Origin of the sequence: Photobacterium sp. DA100, assembly GCF_029223585.1 — a bacterium.
Taxonomy (GTDB): Bacteria; Pseudomonadota; Gammaproteobacteria; order Enterobacterales; family Vibrionaceae; genus Photobacterium.
Map to the genome: position 1 here is coordinate 2,592,463 of NZ_CP119423.1, position 21,271 is coordinate 2,613,733.

General features: G+C 52.0%; 21 protein-coding genes. 4 read left to right on the plus strand and 17 right to left on the minus strand.

The window, feature by feature from the left end; translation table 11 throughout:
• Positions 1-4: 4 nt before the first annotated feature.
• The 7 genes from PTW35_RS11895 to PTW35_RS11925 form a co-directional block, all read right to left on the minus strand.
• Positions 5-412, minus strand: a complete 408-nt coding sequence (locus PTW35_RS11895) for a VOC family protein (protein WP_281025170.1) — start codon at positions 410-412, stop codon at positions 5-7.
• A 94-nt stretch (positions 413-506) separates the two neighbouring features.
• Complete coding sequence (locus PTW35_RS11900) at positions 507-1,679, minus strand: hypothetical protein (protein WP_281027496.1); 1,173 nt, start codon at positions 1,677-1,679, stop codon at positions 507-509.
• Between the two features lie 38 nt (positions 1,680-1,717).
• The gene (locus PTW35_RS11905) at positions 1,718-2,401 is read right to left on the minus strand and encodes an ABC transporter ATP-binding protein (RefSeq protein ID WP_281025171.1); all 684 of its coding nucleotides are present in this window, start codon (positions 2,399-2,401) and stop codon (positions 1,718-1,720) included.
• Positions 2,402-2,428: 27 nt separating this feature from the next.
• On the minus strand, positions 2,429-3,673 hold the full coding sequence (locus PTW35_RS11910) for an FtsX-like permease family protein (protein ID WP_281027497.1): 1,245 nt from the start codon (positions 3,671-3,673) through the stop codon (positions 2,429-2,431).
• 1 nt (position 3,674) lies between these two features.
• Positions 3,675-4,904, minus strand: coding sequence for an ABC transporter permease (locus PTW35_RS11915; RefSeq protein WP_281025172.1), 1,230 nt, complete (start codon positions 4,902-4,904; stop codon positions 3,675-3,677).
• A gap of 23 nt (positions 4,905-4,927) precedes the next feature.
• Entirely contained in the window at positions 4,928-5,677 is a 750-nt protein-coding gene (locus PTW35_RS11920; protein ID WP_281025173.1) for an outer membrane lipoprotein-sorting protein, read from the minus strand.
• Between the two features lie 2 nt (positions 5,678-5,679).
• Positions 5,680-6,363, minus strand: coding sequence for a TetR/AcrR family transcriptional regulator (locus PTW35_RS11925; RefSeq protein ID WP_281025174.1), 684 nt, complete (start codon positions 6,361-6,363; stop codon positions 5,680-5,682).
• Positions 6,364-6,728: 365 nt separating this feature from the next.
• Between PTW35_RS11925 and PTW35_RS11930 the strand changes: the two genes are divergently transcribed.
• Positions 6,729-7,040, plus strand: coding sequence for a hypothetical protein (locus PTW35_RS11930; protein WP_281025175.1), 312 nt, complete (start codon positions 6,729-6,731; stop codon positions 7,038-7,040).
• 86 nt (positions 7,041-7,126) lie between these two features.
• On the opposite strand, the gene ygjK is transcribed toward PTW35_RS11930, so the two are convergent.
• Together ygjK and udp are read right to left on the minus strand one after the other, a co-directional pair.
• Entirely contained in the window at positions 7,127-9,703 is a 2,577-nt protein-coding gene (gene ygjK / locus PTW35_RS11935; protein WP_281025176.1) for an alpha-glucosidase, read from the minus strand.
• A gap of 662 nt (positions 9,704-10,365) precedes the next feature.
• Positions 10,366-11,133, minus strand: a complete 768-nt coding sequence (udp, locus tag PTW35_RS11940) for a uridine phosphorylase (protein WP_044623778.1) — start codon at positions 11,131-11,133, stop codon at positions 10,366-10,368.
• A 387-nt stretch (positions 11,134-11,520) separates the two neighbouring features.
• Here udp and PTW35_RS11945 point away from each other — a divergent pair, with 387 nt between their 5' ends.
• Positions 11,521-12,144 carry a LysE family translocator gene (locus PTW35_RS11945; RefSeq protein ID WP_044623779.1) on the plus strand — a complete coding sequence of 208 codons (624 nt, stop codon included), beginning with the start codon at positions 11,521-11,523 and terminating at the stop codon, positions 12,142-12,144.
• Positions 12,145-12,192: 48 nt separating this feature from the next.
• Here the strand turns inward: PTW35_RS11945 and PTW35_RS11950 are convergent, their stop codons facing one another.
• Both PTW35_RS11950 and PTW35_RS11955 read right to left on the minus strand, forming a co-directional pair.
• Positions 12,193-13,014: a GNAT family N-acetyltransferase gene (locus PTW35_RS11950; protein WP_281025177.1), complete on the minus strand. Its 822-nt coding sequence runs from the start codon at positions 13,012-13,014 to the stop codon at positions 12,193-12,195.
• Between the two features lie 7 nt (positions 13,015-13,021).
• Positions 13,022-13,465: a CopD family protein gene (locus PTW35_RS11955; protein ID WP_281027498.1), complete on the minus strand. Its 444-nt coding sequence runs from the start codon at positions 13,463-13,465 to the stop codon at positions 13,022-13,024.
• Between the two features lie 107 nt (positions 13,466-13,572).
• On the opposite strand from PTW35_RS11955, the gene PTW35_RS11960 reads away from it, so the two are divergent.
• A complete protein-coding gene (locus PTW35_RS11960) occupies positions 13,573-13,734 on the plus strand; it encodes a CCGSCS motif protein (RefSeq protein WP_082060648.1) in 162 nt (53 codons plus the stop codon).
• 105 nt (positions 13,735-13,839) lie between these two features.
• Here the strand turns inward: PTW35_RS11960 and PTW35_RS11965 are convergent, their stop codons facing one another.
• The 3 genes from PTW35_RS11965 to PTW35_RS11975 form a co-directional block, all read right to left on the minus strand.
• Positions 13,840-14,103 carry a hypothetical protein gene (locus tag PTW35_RS11965; RefSeq protein WP_281025178.1) on the minus strand — a complete coding sequence of 88 codons (264 nt, stop codon included), beginning with the start codon at positions 14,101-14,103 and terminating at the stop codon, positions 13,840-13,842.
• Between the two features lie 132 nt (positions 14,104-14,235).
• Positions 14,236-14,685 (minus strand): isoprenylcysteine carboxylmethyltransferase family protein, encoded by a 450-nt coding sequence (locus PTW35_RS11970; RefSeq protein ID WP_281025179.1) that lies wholly within the window; start codon positions 14,683-14,685, stop codon positions 14,236-14,238.
• A 145-nt stretch (positions 14,686-14,830) separates the two neighbouring features.
• On the minus strand, positions 14,831-17,254 hold the full coding sequence (locus PTW35_RS11975) for a zinc/cadmium/mercury/lead-transporting ATPase (protein ID WP_281025180.1): 2,424 nt from the start codon (positions 17,252-17,254) through the stop codon (positions 14,831-14,833).
• Between the two features lie 203 nt (positions 17,255-17,457).
• Between PTW35_RS11975 and PTW35_RS11980 the strand changes: the two genes are divergently transcribed.
• A complete protein-coding gene (locus PTW35_RS11980; protein ID WP_281025181.1) occupies positions 17,458-17,739 on the plus strand; it encodes a hypothetical protein in 282 nt (93 codons plus the stop codon).
• A 91-nt stretch (positions 17,740-17,830) separates the two neighbouring features.
• On the opposite strand, the gene PTW35_RS11985 is transcribed toward PTW35_RS11980, so the two are convergent.
• The 3 genes from PTW35_RS11985 to PTW35_RS11995 are packed head-to-tail and all read right to left on the minus strand — an operon-like array spanning position 17,831 to position 21,063.
• A complete protein-coding gene (locus PTW35_RS11985; RefSeq protein WP_044623786.1) occupies positions 17,831-18,304 on the minus strand; it encodes a response regulator in 474 nt (157 codons plus the stop codon).
• Positions 18,305-18,314: 10 nt separating this feature from the next.
• Complete coding sequence (locus tag PTW35_RS11990; RefSeq protein WP_281025182.1) at positions 18,315-19,637, minus strand: ATP-binding protein; 1,323 nt, start codon at positions 19,635-19,637, stop codon at positions 18,315-18,317.
• Between the two features lie 10 nt (positions 19,638-19,647).
• Positions 19,648-21,063, minus strand: coding sequence for an SLC13 family permease (locus PTW35_RS11995; RefSeq protein ID WP_281025183.1), 1,416 nt, complete (start codon positions 21,061-21,063; stop codon positions 19,648-19,650).
• Positions 21,064-21,271 lie beyond the last annotated feature (208 nt).

Sequence of the window (21,271 nt, forward strand, 5' to 3'; positions counted from 1 at the left end):
ACGTTCATTGGCACTTCAGCTTGAGCTCCACCACATTCCCTTCAGGATCTTGAATATAGATCGAGCGGCCGAACCCTTCAGCGCCATAGCGCTCGGCGAAGCCCTCGCAGGAAATATTGTATTGGGATAAGTACTCAAGCAGCGCTTGTTCCGAAACAGGCGCTATCTGCAAACAAAAGTGATCGACGTTGCGGCCATCTTGGCTAGGCGGCTTACCGCCTAACTGGCCAAGCTGGCTATCAACGGTTACCAGATCAATCAAGGCACTACCGGCACGCAGTTGTACCAACCCCATCTCCTTGGGCAGTTCGCGCTCCAGCTTTGCACCAAGCACCTGGCAATAAAAATGGAGCATGTCAGGCAGTTTGGTGGTTCTCAGCACCACATGGTCAATCCCTTCGAGTGTTATCATCAGCTATCCCGTTACCCTGTCATTGATACCAATAAGCATGCATAATCAGTATTTATCGCTTGCAATACCCCACTATTACCCAGTTTGGACTAACTTAAAAATTCCAGCGAATCTGGGCAAACAGCAAGGTACTGGCGGTGTCACCAAACAAGCTATTGCCGCTGCCGTCGAAGCGCTGGATAACCCCGAGCAACTGCCAGTCATCCGCCAACGAGTAGCTGTTGCTGGCACCGACAAAATACGAGCCATCATCATAGTATGATGCTGACAGAGTCAGACGGCTAAGGGGGGTAACATCCAAACTGGCATCCGCATAGGCCGTCCAGCGGGTAAAGCTCAAGGTCCTCGCGGTTAGCGGCAGGTTCAAAAAGGCGATGGCATTGCGTGGGGTCTGCGGGTTCGAGATATACAGCACCGCCCCCCGCGCCATCCAGTTGCGCTGGCCGCCAAAGCTGTAATCGGTTTCGAGTGTGGCTACCGCAGAATGCTCGAGCGGCTCACCCTGCCATTCATCCTGATCAGGCTCGAACCAGCTCAATTCTCCCCTGACACCAGCCCCTTGGAGATCGCCGGCAAAGCCAGCCCCGACAACATGATCCCACAGGGATTTTCCGGCCAATACCTGATAGTCCCAGCCATTGTGATTGAACAGATACCGGCCGGCGTAACTGTTCAGGTTGCTATCGGAGTTGGGGTTAACAACCACATCGAAAGAACTGGCAAAACCGAGCTTACGGCTGACCATCACCGCATCGCTCCCGGCACGCTCTTCGTAGTCAAAATCATAGATGGAATAGGAATTGAAGATATCGTTCGGGTTCCACAGCGTGGCCATCGCCCAATTGACCCGGAAACGGCCGCCTCGCACCTGCCAGTCATCGCGCTGCCAATTGACATACAGGCGATCAAGCTGGCTATTCCCCACGGCGCCTTTTTTGTCCAGCCAATTTTTCGACAAGTCCATATAGCCGGTATCGATCGCAACCAGATCACCGTAACCGGGGATTTCGGCGGCATCACCAAACAGCAGGCGATTGCGCATCCCGACATTGAACCGCCACTGCCCATTAAACCGATATTCAAAATTGAAGCGCTGATGGATCAGGTGATCAAGGCCATTCGAGCCGCTGTCCGGCAATGTGCCCGTTGCCATGTACTTCACGTATCCGTTGAGATCCCAATCTTTTTCCGGCTCCAGGCCCGGGATCTGGCCACATGCCAGCGGGGATAACAGTCCCCCAGCTGTCAGCAAAAGCCAAACCGGCATTGACAGTCGCGGTTTGCCGACGCTATTTCGATACCTGCTCACTGGCGGCGATCCTCCTTCAGCTTGCCGTCCTCAAACACAATCACCCGCTTGGCCCGCGTGATCACCCGAGGGTCGTGGGTTGAGAAAATAAAGGTGGTCCCTTCCTTTTCATTGAGTTGCTGCATGATATCGAGCAGCTCGGCGGTGCTCTGGGCATCGAGGTTGGCGGTCGGCTCATCGGCCATCACAAAACGGGGGCGAGGCGCCAGCGCCCTCGCGACGGCGACCCGCTGCTGTTGCCCACCCGAGAGCTTGGCCGGTCGCTTGTGCTGCTGGCTTGCCAACCCCACCTGCGCCAACAGTGCACTGGCCCGCTGGCGGCAGGTGGCTTCATCGTGCCCTTGCAGCTGCATCACGAACTCGACATTCTCCAGCGCGGTAAGAACCGGCAGCAAGCTGTAGTCCTGGAAAATAAAGCCGACATGGTCGCGGCGAAAAGCAATCAATGCCTTTTCGTCGAGCTGGCAGATATCGCAGCCATCGATATGCACACTCCCCGAACTTGGACTGTCGATCCCCCCGATCATATTGAGCAACGTTGTCTTGCCCGAGCCCGATGGCCCCATGATCGCAACAAACTCGCCTTGTTCGACCGTAAGATCGAGATCTTTTACCGCATGTACGGGAAAATCACTGTCAGGGTTATAGGTTTTGCATAACTGCTTTATGGTAATGGTCATCCGTTTCTCGCTATCAGTGCTTTTTCATCAGTGCATCTCAGCCATGGCATCAACCGGGCGCTGCCTGAGGATTTGCCGGGCAGGATAAAGTGCGGCGAGAAGGCTGGCCGCAACGACAGTAAAAAAGATCATTTGGTATTCGGCAAAGGACACATGCGGGTACAGCAAGGTGTCGACCCCAAACGCCCCCAGTCCTTCGGCCATCGCCCCGAGCGGTATCCCGGTGTACTGCAGCAAGCCAATCAAGGAGAAACTGGCAAGCAAGCCAAGACCGGCCCCGGTTACCCCCAGCCACGTAGTCTCCAGCATGATCAGCAAAAACACCCGGTGTTTCTGCATGCCAACAGCCATCAGCACCCCGAACTCACGGGTACGCTCGAAAACCGACATCAGCATGACATTGACGATACCAAAGCCCATTGCCACCACGAAGATACCCAGCATGATGGCATTGCTCAGCCCTTGCTGGTTGATGATCGAAGCCAGCATAGGCTGGACCTGCTGCCAGTCTCGAACCCGGTTGCCCCTCGCCATCGCGGCACTGTCGTCCGTTGCCGCCAGCGCTTTACCCAATCGCCTTGCCTGCACCATGGCCGCCTCATCGCTATCGAGCAAAATGGCGATTTCATGGGCGCCCCCAATACCAGCCAGCGCGGTTAGGTCAGTCCGGCGAACAAATACATTGCCATCATCAAAACTGGTAGAGGGTGTCTTGAACATCCCCCGCACCCGAAAGGCGGCCCCGCTGACATCGCCGTTGGCATCCGTGAAGGTCAGTACGACCTTGGAGCCAATTCGAAGCTTGAGGCGCGAGGCGGTTTTTTCCGACACCAATACCGGGTTCCGTCCTTCTTCACTCAGCCATTGCCCCTGGGTGATATTATCTACCAGCGGCGTAACCTTTGACTCCGCGTCGAGATCCACGCCATTGATACGGACACCGCGGTTACTGCGCGCTGACGCCACCATACCATCGGCAACAAACCGGGCTGACCACCCTTTGAGCCCGGGTAGCGCCGCCACGGCTTGCTCGACATCGGCCAGTTCAACAATTGTGTGCTTGATGTCGGGATCATCCAGATAGAGCCGGTTGTGAATTTGAATATGGCTGGTTTGCCAAGCAATGGCGTTGTGGATCATGCTGCCGTACATACCAGACAGGAACCCCATCATGGCAACGACCCCCATCAGGCCAAACACCATGGCACCCAGCATGATCGCCGTGCGAAGTTTATTGCGCCAAAGATTACGCCACGCCAGCTTGAACAGCATGTCAGTTCGCATGACCGCCTCCTTTTAGCGCCCTGGCCACATCGATGCGGCGGATCCGCCACATCGGATAAATCAGGCAAATGGCCAGCAGCCCCAATACAATCACCATTTGGTTGAGCATCAACACCGGGTCCAGCGACATGGGCAAGATAGGCTCCCAGCCCATCTCCAGCACCAGCTCCGCGGTTTCACCGGTTAGCTCAATCGGGTTGAAGTAGAACCAAATTAGCACCGGCAGCGTAATTGCCATACCCATGGCAATCCCCAACCAGCCGATCATCAGTGATTCCAAGCCTAATAAGGCAATTATCTTGCGCTTGAGCATCCCGGTTGCCAGCATAACCCCGAATTCACGTTGCCGCTCCAGCGTCATCATCAACAGAGTCGCAAACAGGCCAAACCCCACAACGCCATAGAGCAGGTACATAATGAAAATCCCCCCGGCTTTATCCATCAGGATCTGCTGGGCCATTTCCGGCGCCAGATCCTGCCAATCCCGGACATTTACCTCGCTGCGGTACGCCTCGCCCAGCAGGTCGACCGTCGGTTGCAGCTGGGCAAGCGGCTTGACATCCATCACCCAGGCCGTCACTTGTTCCCCGGTGCTGTAGAGAGTTTGAGCGAGTGCTATCGGCATGTACACCAGTTGGTTATCCAGTTGGGCAACCGGAAAATCGAGGATACCTTTTATCCGGTACAAACCCGCGGCCGTCTGCCCGCGATACCCCTGTCCATAGAGGATCAGTTCGTCACCGACATCCAAGCCAAAATACCGGGCCAGCCCCTCACCAACCAGGACTTGCTGATCGTCAGGCACCAGAAACGCTCCCCGGATCAGGCGGTTTGAAATGCCGGAATAACTATCTTCCGCGACCGTATCGACCCCGAGCACCATCACCCCTTTAGACTTATCCGCGGAGGCCGCCAGGGCAAACGACTCTATCCGCGGCAGGACACGGTTAATATGCACGTTCGCCAATACCGGCTGGAGAAAAGATTCATCCATGACGAGCAAATCATCGATGCTGTGACTTTCGGCAAACTCAGGATGCTGGAGCTGGATCAGCCCGGTATAGAATCGCGCCGCATTTTCAATATTATTGGCATAGGTACCCTCTTGCAGGCTGCGCATAAATAATGAGAGTGCCAATGCCAGCGCCAACGCCGATGCCGTCAGGAGAGTCCGCCTTTTCTGCCGCCAGATGTTGCGCCAAGCTAGTTTCAGTAACATGGTCCTTCCTTGTTAACTGCCCATCAGTCGCGCAGGGCTTTCATCTGGCTTTGGGAGAAAAAGCTCTCTTTGATCGGAAAATTAAACTGGGCCTGATGGGTGATGATCTCGGTTTTGTTGCCCGGCTTATCGGCCGGGAGCATTTCCATTCGCGTCGCAACCTGGCGCCCGCCCATCCACTTCACCTCGTAAGTATTGAGGGTGTTGATCAACTCGTCGAACTCATCGTAAAACTCCACCTTGCGTTGCAGGTAGGTCTGTTGCGAGATCCACAGCCTCACCTTGCTCCAGACAACCGGCGCATTGGGCTTGGCTATCGCATCAATTACCCAGGTCGGGTCATTATCGAAGACGTCTTTGCCAACCATCGCATGGGTATAGTCAACGACAATCGACGACTGGTTGATCAGATCATCATTGGTGAAATCCGACCCCATCCACGACTGGCCTAGCATGGAAGGGGCAATTTTGACCACCCGCTCAATGCTAGGTAGCCAGTTCCACATTTCGCGGTAGCGTTTAAGAGAAGCCGTACCTTTGTCTTTGGCGGGAGCCGTCACCAGCACCAATGACAAATCCAAACCCTTGGTCCAGCTTTTCATGCTCATGGTTCGGGTCCAGTCTGGCCGGACAATGCGCATCGTCGCCTCGCTGTAGCTGGAATCCCCCCGCATCTGCTGATCAGACTTTTTTACAATCGATGTCGCTGACTCCGCCATGGCCCAAGCCGGAAAACAGACCAACATTACAAACAGCACCTTCACAAATCGCATCTCTATTCCCCTGTGAACCAAGCCCGCAGCAACTCGTCATCAATCAAAGGCATGCTGCCAGCCTTTGCCGCGACCATCCTTTCCAGTATTTGCTGGGTGGCTTTCACTTCATCCACGACACCGTCAAACAGATCTTGGATATGCTCGGCTTGCAGCATTTTTCGGGTGAGGGCTTCAGAAAAACCGTTGAGCACAGTCACCATCAATCTGGCCGTCACCGCCGGAAAAGGCACATCGAACACCTGCTCTTGAGATCCCTGGCGCAAGATAGCTTCGTAGTAACCGGCGAGCAACGCACTGACCTTTTGCATGAAGTTATGTTTTAGCTGTAGGTTTTCATCCATATTGATGATTTTGACAAAGCCCAGCATGATTGCCTTCTGGCCGATTTCCCATTGGTTGGTACGACGCAGCAAGAGTGCCCACTTGGTCAGGGCACTGAGGTTAGGATCATCCACCAGTCCACCGATCACCTGGCGATATTGCGCCAGCATGTCATCGCTCCACGCTTCCAGCACCGCTTGCTTGGAATCGAAATGGTGATAGAACGCCCCTTTGGACACCCCCACATGCTGGATGAGATCGTTGACCGAGGTATTGGCATACCCCTTGGAAAAAAACAGCTCATTGGCCGCGGCGATGAACTCTGCCCGCCGCTCCTGCGGCGACTTGACGACTCTCGACATACCCTGCCTCACACTGACCGACCGACGGTCGGTATGTATTAACTATATGCCCGGTTATCATCGAGCTCAAATAGCAAGTTCAAAAATCCATCACTCCTTCTGTTACAAAATTTGTCCCTGAACCCAATTGACCCACAACGGCATTGCTCACGATGCGTTTGGCACGGGGTAATCACAGTGATTGCAAGAGCAGCGGGTTTCTTTCTGGAGTGGGTGACCTTATCTATACTGATCTCTAGCAGCTATCTACCGACGCGATTGGCTATTCCATCGAAACCAGACATCACCTTCTTTTGCTTGCCAGTGTGATCAATGATGAAGGTGGCAATACAACAATGTCAGGGTAAGTTGTCTGAGAGGTTTACATGACATTCAAACAAGCAAGTATCGCAGCGCTGATGCTATCTGCTAGCTCACTCGCTTTTGCTGATATCCGAATTATCGACACCCAAGTAGGTAGCTGGGTGAAAGTCACTGAAAATGGCAAACCGGCTGTCAATGCCAGAGTAAGCGTCAGTAATCCAGCTAACCGCGGGAGAGTATACAAAACCAATGAACACGGTGAAGTCTATATTCCTTTGTATACGCGCACCTCGAGTACTCTCACCTATTCAATACTAACCGAAGAGTGGAATGAATATACTCGGCGAAGCCTGCATACCAAGAGCTTCGACTAAACAAGCGTTTGTACAACGTATTGCTGCAAACAAAAAGCCAGCTCGCAGGAGCTGGCTTTCATTTTATCTGCTGTCAGGCAGGGCGATTAGTTCTTAAAAAACTCTCTGTAAAGCATATACATATGGGCAGCACTCCAAGAGAAGTTCGTGGCCCCCTGTACCGCACCAGTTTCCGGGTTGTAGTTTTCGCGGATCGCACCGTCTTCAGTCATCCCTTCGGCGTTGGCAAACAGCTCATTGGCCATATGCACCGCCTCGCTGCCATAACCGTATTGCTCCATCGCACGCACACCGAAGTAGAATTGGTCTAGCCATACCCTGCCTCGCCAGTAGATGTCAGCATGGTAAGCCGGGTTGGTTTGCGAAGCCGTCGGCAGTGAAATCCCCTCACCAATATACTTTTCAGAAGTGTTGAACTCCTCCGGCTCCATCATGGTCCGTACCACTTTATCCGCCAGCTCCTGGGTCGCGGCACCATTGAACAACGGCCCCCAGCCCTCAGGACCGCGTCCGCGCTCGACAATCGGCTCACCGGCGCAGGCAATGCCGTTTTTCATTACTGGTGCTGGGTTGCCGTCCTGGTCGACATTCAGGTGGATGTCGTAGTAGAACTCGGTGTTGGCATCAAACATACAGGTATTGATGTAGTCCTTGATGGCCGCCGCGCCGTCGAGGAACTCCTGGCCGCGCTGTTTGCCGGGAACATTGGCTGACACCAGGGTCGCCATTTGCGCCAAGTACTTATTGTCGGAATACATGTACGACGCTTGGTCTACTGACTCCTGCAGCATCGAGAAGCCCAGCAGCTCATCGTTACTGCCACGGTTCTCGGCGAAGCGCACTTCCCAGTCTTTCTTCGCCGCTTCCACATCACCGCCGTGCTGGACATCGGCGTACGCTTGAAGCTGCTCGGCTGAAATAAAGCCAAAGCGGGCGGCGTTATCCATGCCGGATTCCCAGCCAGCGGCTTCCTGAGCACCCACATGCAGCTCCTGGTAGATCACTTTATCAAGGATGGTGTTGTAGCTATCCACTCCTTTTACTTTGTATTCATTTCCTTTTTGCTCAAGGATATTTCCCTGGCCGACAGCACCTACCAAATCATCATCGGTCTTAACCCACACATACATGTGGCCATCATCGGTATTATGCGCCGGGTCCACTGCCGCACCATACTCCGGCACCCCGTTGCCGTTATGGTCTCGGTTGGTCAGCCACCAATCGTGATAAGCCACCAGCTTAGGATACATCTCATCAATCCAGGCCTGGGCATCTGCCGGACGGTCGAACTCGTTTTTAAGCGCGTTATACACTTCCATCACCGACCAAGCCGCCAGGGAAGGTTTGGTATTACGCTCGTTCCAGTTCTCGGAGCCGGCACCACAGCGGTTTTCCGGCAAGGTATACGTGACGACATCAAGCAGGTAGCCTTTGTCCTGCGGCCTGATCGGATCGTCTTCCTGCACCTGGTATTCAAATACCGTGCGGATATTGTCCATGGCCACATCTGGGTTGAAGTGCGCCATGGCGTAAGCCTGTTTCCAGGTATCCCAAGGCCAGGTGAGGTTACCGGAGAACCAACGCGCCGTTACCGATGGCGTCACCGTTGCCTGATGGACATCACCGGCAGCCGAACGCCAGTTACCGTTAAGGGTCATAATGGCTTTTACGCCAACCCGCGCCTGTTCATCGGTCGCCTGACCGTTGACCATGCCCGATGACAGGTAACCCGCCCAACGCTCATCGGCAGCTATCATGTATGGCTGCGGGTTGTTGAGAATATCCGTTACTTTGCCTGTTTCTTTCGTTACCTCAGCACCGTTGTGCAGGTGGGAATAAGTGGTGTAGATGCTCGCAGTGCCCTTTGCTGACAGCGGCTGGTGGCCAACAGAGGCGTACGAGATTTCGTTTGGCATCACATGTGTTTGGGTGCTGACCGAGCGGGCAATACGGAACTCACTGTCATCATCGTTACGAATTGCCCAGTTGCCTTTCATGTCACCGAAAGTGATTTTCAGGCCATTATCCGTGGCGTGGATTTGGCGATTGTATTCCGGATACATCTGGTCAACGGTCTGGTTTTCGTAACCCGGTGTCGAGCGCGCCTTTTGCAGCAGCTCACCGTCCCACAACAATTGCAGATCCATGTCCTGACTCGTCAGGTTAGTCAGTTTGGTTTCAACCAACGAGGTTCGATCGGTGACAAAGCGAAGCACCATCTGCACTTCAAGCTTATCGGTCTTCAAGATCTGTACCAGCGCCCCCGGCGTGCTGTAGACCTTGGCTTCGGCTGCGGAAAGATCAATCGTCTCGCCGCTGATGGTATCGGTAATGTGAAGTTTGTCGAATGTCTGGCCCGACATGAAATGCGCATACTCCTGGGTCACCTGCATGATACCGCCAAAGGTGCCATAGCCTTGCTCATCTGCCGGTAGCAAGTGACCGTGCCAGGCCCCGTTGTCAACAAACGCGTTAAACTTCAAGTTGCTGTATTCGTCATAATCGCGCAGGTACTCTGGCGCGCCACTTCTGTCGATCACATTGATAAAATCGTTGCTCGGTAATCCGGCCTCTTTTTCTGATTTGCTACTGCTGCTATTACACCCCGCCAATGCCACGACGGAACCAATCAACACGGCTAAACACGTTTTACGAAAAGTCATTAAAAAATCCCCCGATGTCACCCGCCGCCGTGATCTGTGCGATTCTTGTATTGGCTGGCAGGCGCTTTTTTATTTACATATAACAAGCTTGTTTATTAGCGGAGGAAATAATAACGAGTAAAATTTTAAGTAAAATAGATCGTAGTCACAGTAAAATTTTTCAGTAAAACAATTAATCAAACCGCCTTGAATAACCATCCGGAATGAAGTGAAAAGTAATTCATAACAGTAAGTTAAGTTCGGAATCAATATCACAATCAACTTTTTACTAAATTTTGATTTCCTGCAAGCAGATCACTGTTGGCAAAATGGTTTCTTTGTTACTTAAAGAAACTGATAAAAGCTGTCGCTGCCAATAACTATGGACTCAGGGTCACGTAATGGAGCCTGTTCATTTTCATTACCGACAGAAACATGCGCCATAGATGCAACAATACCAACAACAGTTTATTTCAAATGTTACCCAGACCTTGCTTATGTAACAGCAACCTGCTTGGGCACAGTACCCTGCATGAGCAAAATATCGCCAGTATATTTATGCAAGTGAAACCAGATACAAGGTACCAAACGACAGCCGCTGCATGTGCGGTTATTGGAAGTAAAAAAAAGCCAGCTCAATTGAGCTGGCTTCTCTACTCGGTATCCGGCTGGGTAATAACCGATTACTCAGCAAGCATACGGCGGGCTGCTTCAACCACAACCTTGATAGAGCGCGCTTCTGTTTCTTTCAACGTTGCGTGATCCGGAATTTCTTTCTGAGTGCGGTTGATAATAACACCAGCAACACAGCCGGCACGAAGGCCTGAGCTTGCACACATGGTTAGCAGCGTTGCTGATTCCATTTCGAAGTTAAGCACGCCCATTTCCTGCCACTCTTTCATCGAGCCTTGGAAACGACGGACAATACGACCAGAGAATGTGTCGTAACGCTCCTGACCTGGGTAGAACGTATCACTTGATGCGGTTACGCCTGTGTGAACGGTCGCACCATCGGCATCACATGCCGCTTTCATTGCTGTAGCCACATCGAAATCAGCTACCGCAGGGAACTCCATTGGGGCGAAGTGCAAGCTTGCGCCATCTAGACGGACAGAACCCGTCGTTACGATCATATCGCCTACGTTGATGTGCGGCTGGATAGCACCGGTTGTACCGACACGAAGGAACGTACGCACACCCAGCTGTGCCAACTCTTCAACAGCAATTGACGTAGACGGGCCGCCAATACCGGTAGAACAAACAACAACAGACTTACCATCCAACTTAGCGCGGTACACCGTGTATTCACGAGAGCTTGCTAGAAACTCAGGGTTATCCATTAGGTTTGCGATTTTTTCAACTCGTGCCGGGTCACCAGGAATAATGGCTAGCTCTGCACCGTTAAGATCTGCTTTGTTCACACCCAAATGGAATACTGCGTTGTCAGACATAATCATATCCTTTCTATTGTTGCCGCCTGGTAGGGAAATTGAGGCCAGCGGCTGATTAGTTTTGTTTATACCCAAATGGCTTCAACATGAAGATCCCAGCGCTGAGTCAGCTATCTGGTAATCACTTGGGTATAAACCGTTTATTCATAATAAGAGTTCGTAAACACTTAATTACGATAGCTGATAAAAATTAGCATTTGAGTGATCGCAGTCACAGTAAGCGAAATTACATTAATTTCATGTTTCATGATAAAGTGACACAGATCACCAAAAAACGTTTGCCCGTGCGGCTTATCACACTATTTTTTGTTATTGAGTTAACTGATAATATTTTTTCAATTATTCTCGTTGCCCCGTCAGTATAGTTAACCGCAAGGATGTTAATTGATGATCGACTTCGCCATTTTGGCTGTTTTTATTCCTACTTTCTTTTTCGTCTCGGTTACGCCTGGAATGTGCATGACGCTATCGATGACGCTGGGTATGACGATTGGGGTTCGCAGAAGCCTGCCGATGATGTGGGGGGAGCTGATCGGGGTCGCATTGGTTTCCATCGCTTCTGTGGTAGGTGTGGCAGCCATTATGCTCAACTACCCTGCAATGTTCCTGCTACTAAAATATCTCGGTGGCGGCTATTTGTTCTGGCTGGGGATCCAGATGTGGCGCTCTAGGGGCAAGCTCGCAATTCCGGATAATATCGATGAGGAAGTGGATACCTCTGCGGTCGGATTGGCCATACAGGGGTTTGTTACGGCCATTGCCAATCCAAAGGGATGGGCATTTATGATTTCGCTGCTGCCCCCGTTCATCAATACCGGCAACGCCCTGTTACCACAGCTGTCGGTGCTGATCAGCATTATCCTAATCACCGAATTCAGCTGCCTGCTGCTGTATGCAAGCGGGGGGCGTACACTGCGCCGTTTTCTGCAACAGCGTGGCAACGTACAGATGCTAAACCGGATTGCCGGTTCGCTGATGATGGGCGTCGGCATCTGGCTGGCCGCCGGATAACTCGGCATAACAAACAGGCATCCTGCAAAAGGATGCCCCATCCAATCTCTATGGCTGCTTGCCCGGCTCAAAGATATAGGGCGTGGTTGTTGAGACAAAGACAAAGCCATGCTTTGCAACAATGGGGCGACTCATCTCAGAAGCATCAATAATTAAATATTGTTTGCCCCTCTTTTTCGCTTCGTTGATTCGCTTGTTGAGCAATAACGAGTAATGTCCCCTTCCCCGGTATTCAGCGATAGTACTACCTCCCCAGATCCCCGCAAACGGACTCTCATCGTTATAAACTATCCAGGCCGAGGTTACCGGTTTGCCGTCGTCATACACAACGTAGATAGCGATATTATCCGGGGTTTGGGTCTTCATATTGAGCAGATGGGTATATTGCCAATCGAAATTTCCGCCCCAGACCTGCTCCTGCACGCAGACAGCATCTCTGATCCCTTTGGCATCAAACACTTCAACTATCCGGCTGTCATCAACCTCACGCCCAGAGACGGTTGACAGTTCTAACGCCATAAAGGATTCTGACTCTTGTTGCTCAAAGCCATTGCTCAGTAACAGCTCACCAATATTCTGCGGTAAGTCTGTGCAATAAGTCTTCCATTCAAATGCTTTACCCAATTGAGAAAAGTAAGCCACTTCCCGTTCAATAGCAGCCTTGGCGGATTGCTCGTTGAGACCGTAAAAAGAGATGTAACTCCCTTCGGGGTTATCAGAAACAAATTTAATCACACCATCCGTATCAATCACCTTTCCATCGAGATCATTGATAACCTTTCTTTCATGCTTGTTGTAAGCATGCATAACATCCGTTGTGTTCATGACTCCTTCTCTCTCTATTACTGCACCTGTTAAACGATTCAGCATCCTCCTATCATACCAGCCAGCCAACCCGGAAAGAGACACCAACCAAAACAAACAGCACAGAAATCACCGTAACCGGGATAATATGCCACGCCATATCCCACAGATTCGCCTGAGACAATTTCGGTATCACTCTAAATCTTGCGTCCAGCGCAAATAGTACGGTTAGTGCCAGCAGCAAAAGTTTAGCCATGATCCCATGAGCTAAAGGAATGCTGGTATCAAACCATAGGGTGATATCCGGTAGCATTCTGTATGCCAGCATGAGTCCTGTAACAACCTGGATGATCAACGCTGGCATACCGATTTTTTCGTATACCTGCTCAAAATCCAGCAACTGCTGTGGATTGCGATTTTTTAACACCGACGGCAAGACTACCAGCGACAATACAATATGCCCGCCAGTCCAAATAGTTGCGGCAATAATATGCAATGCTAGTAACAACCCAAACATTCTTCCCTCCATCTTAATCATTGACAGTCATCTTGGGTAAACTATAACATATATAAAAAATACAACTTATAAGCTGCATCACACAAGACCACTAGGAGAGAAGTAGAATGGCCATTTCATTTACCAAGATCTTTAAGAAAGATAACGAAAAAGCCGAAGATAAGACGTTTATTGAGCAACCTGCTTCCAGCGAACGTCAAGAGTCCGAAAAGACTAAAACAACAAAGAAACACGGTGAACCCGGTTTTTGCTGTGGCTCTTGCTCGTAACCAAACAATGCCACCAGGGGGCTATGATGCCTGCACCAGCAAATCTCCCCCTGCCGCTTTAGGGCTTCACGCTGTAAACGGCAGATAGACTGTTGAAGTAAACCATTACTCCTTACCGGCTTTTCCTTTGAAGCCCGAATGTAGCGCCTTCGCCTTGGTTTTGGCGCCATCCTGATAGGCTGTGAAAACATCGGTCTCTTTATGCCCGGAAAGATACAGCCAGCCGTGTATCAGTGACGTAAAAAAGGAAATCACCACAATAAATATCGGAACAATACCGAGCCCGCTAATATTAAATGCCGCGAGTCCGATGAAGAAAAAGATTGCTGAAACAATGGCGATTGTCTTATTTTTTTCTGTTTTCATCATTATTAGCCTCCATGAAAGGTGATAGGCAAGAGTAACCGCTTTCGCTTACGCACTTTATGAGGCCAACAACAATTAGCGAAATTGAGCTACTTTCCTCTCCTTAGCGAGTAGAGTGAACACAATTGGGATAGCCTAAACCCAGCGCCGTACTTGCTGACAGTACCGGCGGTACTCTGCGCCGAACAGCTCGGCCAACAACCGCTCCTCTGGCAATATTTGAAACTTCGTCATATAAATGACGAATCCGACAACCACCAACACGGCCGTAACCACTGTGCCCACTATCAAGCCAACACCCAACAGGGCGATAGCCATGGCAAGATACATCGGGTTTCTTGAGTACCCGAACACACCGGAAGTCACCAATGCATTGACATTATCAAACCGGCAGGGATTAACCGTGGTCTTGGCCCGCCTGAAGGTCATCGTTGCTGACAGTGCTATCGCCATTGCGATGGCTATCAGTAGGCTGCCTGCCCAAAAGCCTTCGTTATCCAGTTTAATCGGGTAATCTGCCGGCAGTAACATCGCGGCCGCAAAGATATTGAACAGCAATAACGGCGGGATCTTTAACTCGAGCATGGCTCCTCTCCTTGGACTTGGTGATAATTGCATTTGTCGCTTGAAACAGCTATCAGCGTACGTTGATGTTTGGGGACACTTACAAGCCATGGTACTCAAACTGTCAAAAAGCACCCGAGGGTGCCTTTTGACTATCATTACCGGTTTAGTCCTTAAGCTTGAACTTCAACAGGCGAAGAGCATTGAGGGTCACCAGCGCGGTGGCCCCGCTGTCGGCCAGCACCGCCACCCAAAGTCCCGTCATCCCCAGCAAGGTGGTGATCAGGAAAACCCCTTTCAGACCCAGCGACAAGAACACATTCTGCTTGATATTGGCCAGCGTTGCTTTCGACAACGCGATCATCATCGGCAACTCAGCGACACGGTTATGGGTCAGAGCCGCATCGGCCGTTTCCAATGCCACGTCGGTGCCCCCACCCATCGCAATACCAATCGACGCCGTTTTCATCGCAGGCGCATCGTTAATGCCATCGCCAACCATAGCGACGTTGGTACGTTGGTTGGCCAGCTCGACATGCTTCACTTTGTCTTCAGGCAACAGTCCCGCCTCAAAGGCAATCCCTATTTCACCGGCAATCGCCGCCGCGGCACGCGGGTTATCACCAGTTAGCATAACGGAGTGGATGCCCATCGCTTTGAGTTGCTCTACCGCCTTGGCACTGTCTTCGCGCAAGTTGTCACGCCAGGCAATCAACCCGACAGGTTGCTGGTTACGCAACACGACCACCAAGGTCTTTCCTTGGCCTTCAAGCTCATGGGCTTGCTCAGCCTGCTGCGCGGTCAGCGTAATGCCCAGTGGTAGACGGTCGGCAGCTAGCAGCATCAGGGTATCACCCTGGCAATTGCCCTGGATCCCGCGGCCCGGCAACGCTTGGCGCTCCTGCGCTTCTTCAACATCCAAACCGCGTGCTTGAGCAGCATTGACCACAGCTTGTGCCAGAGGGTGGGCTGATCCCATCTCTACCGCAGCCGACTGGCGCAGCAAGCGGGCTTCATCGCCATCCCAGCTGACAATATCCGTCATCACCGGTTTTCCTTCGGTCAGGGTACCGGTCTTGTCGAATGCCACCGTTTCAATCTTGCCTAACTGCTCGAGGGCAGCCCCGCCTTTAATCAGAGCACCTCGACGTGTTGCCGCCGCCAGACCTGAAGTAATTGCCGCCGGAATGGAAATTACCAAGGCACACGGACAGGCAATCAGCAATAGTGTGAGGCCTTTGTATAACCACTCGTCCCACGCCTGCCCGAACAACATCGGTGGAATGACGACCACCAGAGCGGCCAGCACAATCATCGCAGGGGTATACCAGCGGCTGAACCGGTCGACAAAGCGCTCCAGTGGAGCCTTGCGCGATTCGGCATCCTCAATCAAATGCAAGATGCGGTCGATGGCATTCTCGCCCTGCTCGGAAATAATCCTCAGGCGCACCACTTTATCGGCCACCAAAGCACCAGCCATCACCTGCTCACCAGGTAAACGCTCTACCGGAACGGATTCGCCGGTCAAGGCACTTTCATCAAAGCTGGCCGCCGCATCCATCAACTCGACATCAGCGGGCAACCGGCCGCCCGGCGCAACTTCAATAATATCGCCAGGTTTAAGCTCACTCGCCGAGACCTGCTCTTTGCGACCGTCCGGCAATACTCGGCTGGCTTTTTCCGGCACCAAGGCCATCAGTGCTTTCACCCCACTTCTGGCTTTCGCAGACGCGTAACCTTCCAGTTGCTCACCGATCAAAAACAGCAGCAACACCATCGCCGCTTCCGCCGTTTCCCCCAGGTACAGCGCGCCGATAGCCGCCACGCTCATCAAGGTTTCGATGGAGAATGGGGTGCCACTCTTGGCCAACCTGACAGCCTTGCGGGCGATAGGGAGCAAACCCACCAGCGTCGTTGCGGTAAAGGCAGCTAACCCCATGGCTTGAGACTGCTGGTTGAGCAAAAAAGAAACCAGCATCATCACCGCTATCGTCAATACGGGCAGGATCTCTCGGAATAAACTCATCCGCTTGCTGTCTTCAGGTGTATTGTCAGTGGTATAGAGAATAAAGCCTGCTTCGCGGGTTTTCGCTACAATCTCCTCCGACATCGCAGCAGATTGGCAGTTGACGACCAATTTTTCAGTGGCAAACATCACTTTCGCCGAAGCAACACCCTCTAAGCCGTTAATGGCCCTTTCGAGTTTATTAGCACAACTTGGACAGTCCATGCCTTCGACTTTCCAACTTAATGTCGTGCTATGAGGAGCGGGAGCAAGGTCATCGGGGGTAGGTTCATCCGTCGCTGAACTATCACAACTACCTGAGCTGCAACATGACAATTTGGCCGCTGCCTCTGCGGAAGTGATTTTATTAACTGAACACCCTTTGGAGGCTCCGGAGGCAGGATCATCATCGCCCGGCGACAGCTCCGATTCTTGCGTAATTGATGAGGTTTGTGTTGATTGGCAGCTGCTTGATGCACAGCACGGTTCCGGGCTGTTATTTTCAACCACAACCGATGGCTGGCCAAAGCTGGCAGCTTTGTCCGCATGAACATGTAACTTCTTATTATTGCATTGGGCACACATGGCCTTCTCCTTTTCGTTATTGATAGTGATTAGCATCACCATACTGTAACTATAAACCTTGGAGCTAAGTCCAAGGTCAAGTCGTAAGATACACAAAGAGCCCCACTTGCTAGCAATAAACAAAACCACTAATTGGCTATGGACATCCCCCTCCCATGTTATATACCCTCTGCCCTCCTGTTCCCCTACATCCAGCACCGACTATGGCTAAGAAACCCGATCGCCGCACCGCGATGCAACTGATCATCGAACAAGTTAAGCAAGAGCTGCCGCTGTATGATCCCGACACCTTTGTCTGTGGCCCGGACAACAGCTGTATTGGCTGCCCGAAAAAACTGATGGAATTGCTCGAGTCTGAAGTGTCTTACTGGGAATGTATATTGGAGCGGGGTGACTCGCCGGACTTCGACGACATTTCTCGCTTTGGCAAAATGTGCCGCAATATCAAGCGCGGCTTGGTCAGAAACAATATTGTGGCGGCTTAAATATACCCAAGCGACTTCAAGATACAAAAAGCAGGCACAAAAGCCTGCTTTTTAGTTTTACTAGCCCTTGGCTAAGCCTTTAGCTAAAACCTTAACTTAGGCGCCTAAACACCACACCATTATCAAGGATCTCCATCCAAGGCTGGTAGTCCATCCCCATATCAAAGATGTACTCGGTGATTAAGCTCCTGGCTGTTGTCAGCAGGCTGTCAGCTTTCCAAGGTTTTTCGAAATAGCTCTCGATGCGGGCGCGGTTTATTGCCGCAATGGTGTCCTGATGGGTCGCCTGTCCGGTCAGCAAGACCTTCTTGGTTTTGTGGAAGCGGCTATCCTGCGAAACCTCAGTCAGCAACTCGACCCCGGTTTTGCCCGGCATAACATGGTCTGAGATCACCAAAGCAATGAACTCGCCTTCGGCATCCAGCTCGTCCATCAATTCAAGCGCCTCATCCGCCGATTCACAATCTTCGACATGAAAGAAATCATTCAAAGGTGATAAATCTTTCAATACAGCGCTTAGTACTTCCCTCTGATCATCTACGCAGATGATGTTTAGTTTTTCCATAACCATTCCCTTACGCGATTGGCAGTTTGATACGAAATTTTGTTTTCTCCAGGTCGCTCTTCAGTGCAATGGTGCCACCATAACTGTTGACTATCCGCTGTACTATCGAGAGGCCCAGCCCTAATCCGAACGACAACCCTCCTTTCTTGGTGGTGAAGTTGGGTTGAAACACTTTGCGCCGCGTCGCTTCATCGATCATCGGCCCGTTGTTGCTGATGGTGATCAGCAAGCGGTTTTTCGAATGGCGCGTGATGATCTCGATCTGCGGCTCGGCCGTATGCTCCATCGCATCACACGCATTCTTGATGATATTGACCCACACCTGCACCAGCTCGGTCGTGCTCGCGGTCATCGTGGGTAGCACCGCCGGGCGCAGTACCACATTGACTCGCCTCAGATTGCTTTGCAGCAAGGCCAGGGACTTGTGGATCGTATCGTTAACATCAACCTCGGGCTGGCGCGCATTGTCTGTGCCACCGAGCTGTTTCACCGAGCGGACGATACTGGCGGCATGCTTGGCAGCCAGCTTCATATCATGCAGGTCGCGGCCGATATCCCAGTACTGCAAGGCTTCGTCGAGATTATCGAGCCAGTAATTCGGAATGTCCCCTACCGGTACTGCCCGGGCCAATTGCCTGGCCTGATCCCGCTGGAGCGTCAGATCTTGCTCTAGCTGCTTGGCGCGCTTGCGGGCCTGTGCCGAGGTAACAGCCTGGCCATCGCAAATCCCCAGATCAAGAAACGGACTGACTTCCGGCTTGTTTTCTTCCAGGAAGCGACAGATCCCCTGCTGCAAGCCCTCGGTTTTACTGCTTAGCACCCCAACCGCATTGTTGAGTTCATGGGCTATGCCAGCGGCCAGCTGGCCCAAGGTCGTCATCTGCTCCGCAGCATAAAGCTTTTGCAGCGCCTTCTCTTTCTCAATCGCCTGCAACCCGGTCATCATCTGGCGCTGGGCCAGTTCATGGACCATAACCGGCATGAACTGCTCAGCCAACGAGCCGAAAGTTTCGGGCTCGACCGGCTGGGTTTTGAGATCGATCCAGGCGATTTCGCTGTCTTTTTCCGCCACCACCGTGGTCGACGCCATCAGTGTCTGGGCAAAGAAACTGTGGACACCGAAAAACATGCCCTGCTCGACCCTGAACACTCTTGCCGTTACATCGGCTTCGTTCTTGAGGTAGCCAGACAGCTCGCCTTTTTTCACCCAGTAGAGCTTGTCGTTATAACCATCCTGAACCAGCACCTGGGTGCCGGCCTTAACCGCTTCGGTCCGGGCGGGATCACGAAAGTACACATCAATGATCCGCTGCATGGCTTTAGGTTGATGCATGGCGACTCTCTTAGATATGGTCAATCAGGTGCAGAAGCCAAATCATGGCAAAGCTCAGCACCACACCGACAACCCCGATGATCACCCCAACACGGGCCATCTGGTTACTCTGGACATGGCCAGTGGCATGCGCCAGGGCATTCGGCGGGGTACTGATTGGCAAGGACATCCCCAGCGAGGCTGCGAAAGTGACCACCAAAATCAGGGTGATCTCACCGCCAAGCGGCACCAGCGAGACCATGGAGGTACCCAATGCCGCCATGATCGGCATCAGCAAGTTGGCCGTTGCGGTGTGCGACATGAAGTTAGCCATGACCAGACACAGCAGCGCCGAGCCACCAAGGACGATGTATGGCGAGAAACTATCGAACGGGATGCTGTGCACCATCAGTCTGGCCAGTCCGGTCTGATCCAGCGCCAAGCCGAGGGCAATCCCCCCCGAGACCAGCCACAGCACATCCCACGAGATCTTTTTAAGATCTTCCTTGTTGATAATACCGGTTAGCGAGAACACCGCCACCGGGATCAGGGCTACGGTATATGAGTTCATGCCGTGGGCCGATCCCATCAACCATAGAATGATCGTCAGGGCGAAAGTCACGTAAACTGTGATCGCCTTCGGTGTCATCAAGAACTTCCCTTTGATGGTCAGCTCGATTTTTTCCTGTTTGGCCGGGTAAAGCGCATTGATCAGCACCCAGGCAAAGACCAGCATCACCGCAACAAACGGCACACCGAAGAACATCCACTCACCAAAGGTGATCATGTTGTCGCCAGTCAGGTACTTCAAGGCAATCGCATTGGGCGGGGTACCAATTGGAGTACCGATACCACCAATGTTGGCAGCGACCGGGATACACAGAGCAAAGGCGATTTTGCCCGGGTCCTTGGCGCCAAACAGGGCTATCACTGGGGCCAGAATCGACAGCATCATGGCCGTGGTCGCCGTATTCGACATAAACATGGAGAAAATGGCAGTGATCAGCATCAGGCCAAACATGACGTACTTCGGCTGGGTACCGAAAGGCCTTAGCAACACCCGGGCCAAGTTGACATCGAGGCGGTATTTGGTGGCAGCCATGGCGAGGAAGAAACCACCGAGGAACAGCATAATGATCGGGCTGGCAAAGGTTGCCATAATATCACTGTAGTTCAGCAGCTCACCAAAATGCGGCTGCCCTTCAGCGCCCCGGAACAAATACAAGCCTTTATCGGAGAGGAGCAAAAGTTCCAACACGATAATCACTACGGAAGTGGCATAAATCGGTATTGGCTCCAGCACCCAGCACAAGGCCGCCAGCAAGAAAATGGCAATAACCCGCTGCTGGACAATGGTTAACCCTTCGACTGGAAACGCTGATGCCGGCAGCATCAGAATGATGAGGGGGATGAGAACGGGTATGATCACCCTAAGATATTGACGCATGTTTACATTATTCCCTTAAAAACACAAAATCTGGCGTCTGTCGCTGCTGGTTTAGGCAAATCCATGGAAGTCATCATTCAGCAGGCGCAGAAGCACCGGTAGCGCTTCTGCCTACCGGTCAAAATCTAGATTAAGTGATTGTGCGTCTATAGGTAGGAAATTTCACCGGAACAGATCAATAAACCAGTGAAATATAACTCTTTTTAAC

Excerpts from the sequence above, each read along its gene's own strand:
- PTW35_RS11895 (WP_281025170.1), bottom strand. The coding sequence starts at position 412 with ATGATAACACTCGAAGGGATTGACCATGTGGTGCTGAGAACCACCAAA.
- PTW35_RS11900 (WP_281027496.1), bottom strand. The coding sequence starts at position 1,679 with ATGCCGGTTTGGCTTTTGCTGACAGCTGGGGGACTGTTATCCCCGCTG.
- PTW35_RS11905 (WP_281025171.1), bottom strand. The coding sequence starts at position 2,401 with ATGACCATTACCATAAAGCAGTTATGCAAAACCTATAACCCTGACAGT.
- PTW35_RS11910 (WP_281027497.1), bottom strand. The coding sequence starts at position 3,673 with ATGCTGTTCAAGCTGGCGTGGCGTAATCTTTGGCGCAATAAACTTCGC.
- PTW35_RS11915 (WP_281025172.1), bottom strand. The coding sequence starts at position 4,904 with ATGTTACTGAAACTAGCTTGGCGCAACATCTGGCGGCAGAAAAGGCGG.
- PTW35_RS11920 (WP_281025173.1), bottom strand. The coding sequence starts at position 5,677 with ATGCGATTTGTGAAGGTGCTGTTTGTAATGTTGGTCTGTTTTCCGGCT.
- PTW35_RS11925 (WP_281025174.1), bottom strand. The coding sequence starts at position 6,363 with ATGTCGAGAGTCGTCAAGTCGCCGCAGGAGCGGCGGGCAGAGTTCATC.
- PTW35_RS11930 (WP_281025175.1), top strand. The coding sequence starts at position 6,729 with ATGACATTCAAACAAGCAAGTATCGCAGCGCTGATGCTATCTGCTAGC.
- ygjK (WP_281025176.1), bottom strand. The coding sequence starts at position 9,703 with ATGACTTTTCGTAAAACGTGTTTAGCCGTGTTGATTGGTTCCGTCGTG.
- udp (WP_044623778.1), bottom strand. The coding sequence starts at position 11,133 with ATGTCTGACAACGCAGTATTCCATTTGGGTGTGAACAAAGCAGATCTT.
- PTW35_RS11945 (WP_044623779.1), top strand. The coding sequence starts at position 11,521 with ATGATCGACTTCGCCATTTTGGCTGTTTTTATTCCTACTTTCTTTTTC.
- PTW35_RS11950 (WP_281025177.1), bottom strand. The coding sequence starts at position 13,014 with ATGCTGAATCGTTTAACAGGTGCAGTAATAGAGAGAGAAGGAGTCATG.
- PTW35_RS11955 (WP_281027498.1), bottom strand. The coding sequence starts at position 13,465 with ATGTTTGGGTTGTTACTAGCATTGCATATTATTGCCGCAACTATTTGG.
- PTW35_RS11960 (WP_082060648.1), top strand. The coding sequence starts at position 13,573 with ATGGCCATTTCATTTACCAAGATCTTTAAGAAAGATAACGAAAAAGCC.
- PTW35_RS11965 (WP_281025178.1), bottom strand. The coding sequence starts at position 14,103 with ATGATGAAAACAGAAAAAAATAAGACAATCGCCATTGTTTCAGCAATC.
- PTW35_RS11970 (WP_281025179.1), bottom strand. The coding sequence starts at position 14,685 with ATGCTCGAGTTAAAGATCCCGCCGTTATTGCTGTTCAATATCTTTGCG.
- PTW35_RS11975 (WP_281025180.1), bottom strand. The coding sequence starts at position 17,254 with ATGTGTGCCCAATGCAATAATAAGAAGTTACATGTTCATGCGGACAAA.
- PTW35_RS11980 (WP_281025181.1), top strand. The coding sequence starts at position 17,458 with ATGGCTAAGAAACCCGATCGCCGCACCGCGATGCAACTGATCATCGAA.
- PTW35_RS11985 (WP_044623786.1), bottom strand. The coding sequence starts at position 18,304 with ATGGAAAAACTAAACATCATCTGCGTAGATGATCAGAGGGAAGTACTA.
- PTW35_RS11990 (WP_281025182.1), bottom strand. The coding sequence starts at position 19,637 with ATGCATCAACCTAAAGCCATGCAGCGGATCATTGATGTGTACTTTCGT.
- PTW35_RS11995 (WP_281025183.1), bottom strand. The coding sequence starts at position 21,063 with ATGCGTCAATATCTTAGGGTGATCATACCCGTTCTCATCCCCCTCATC.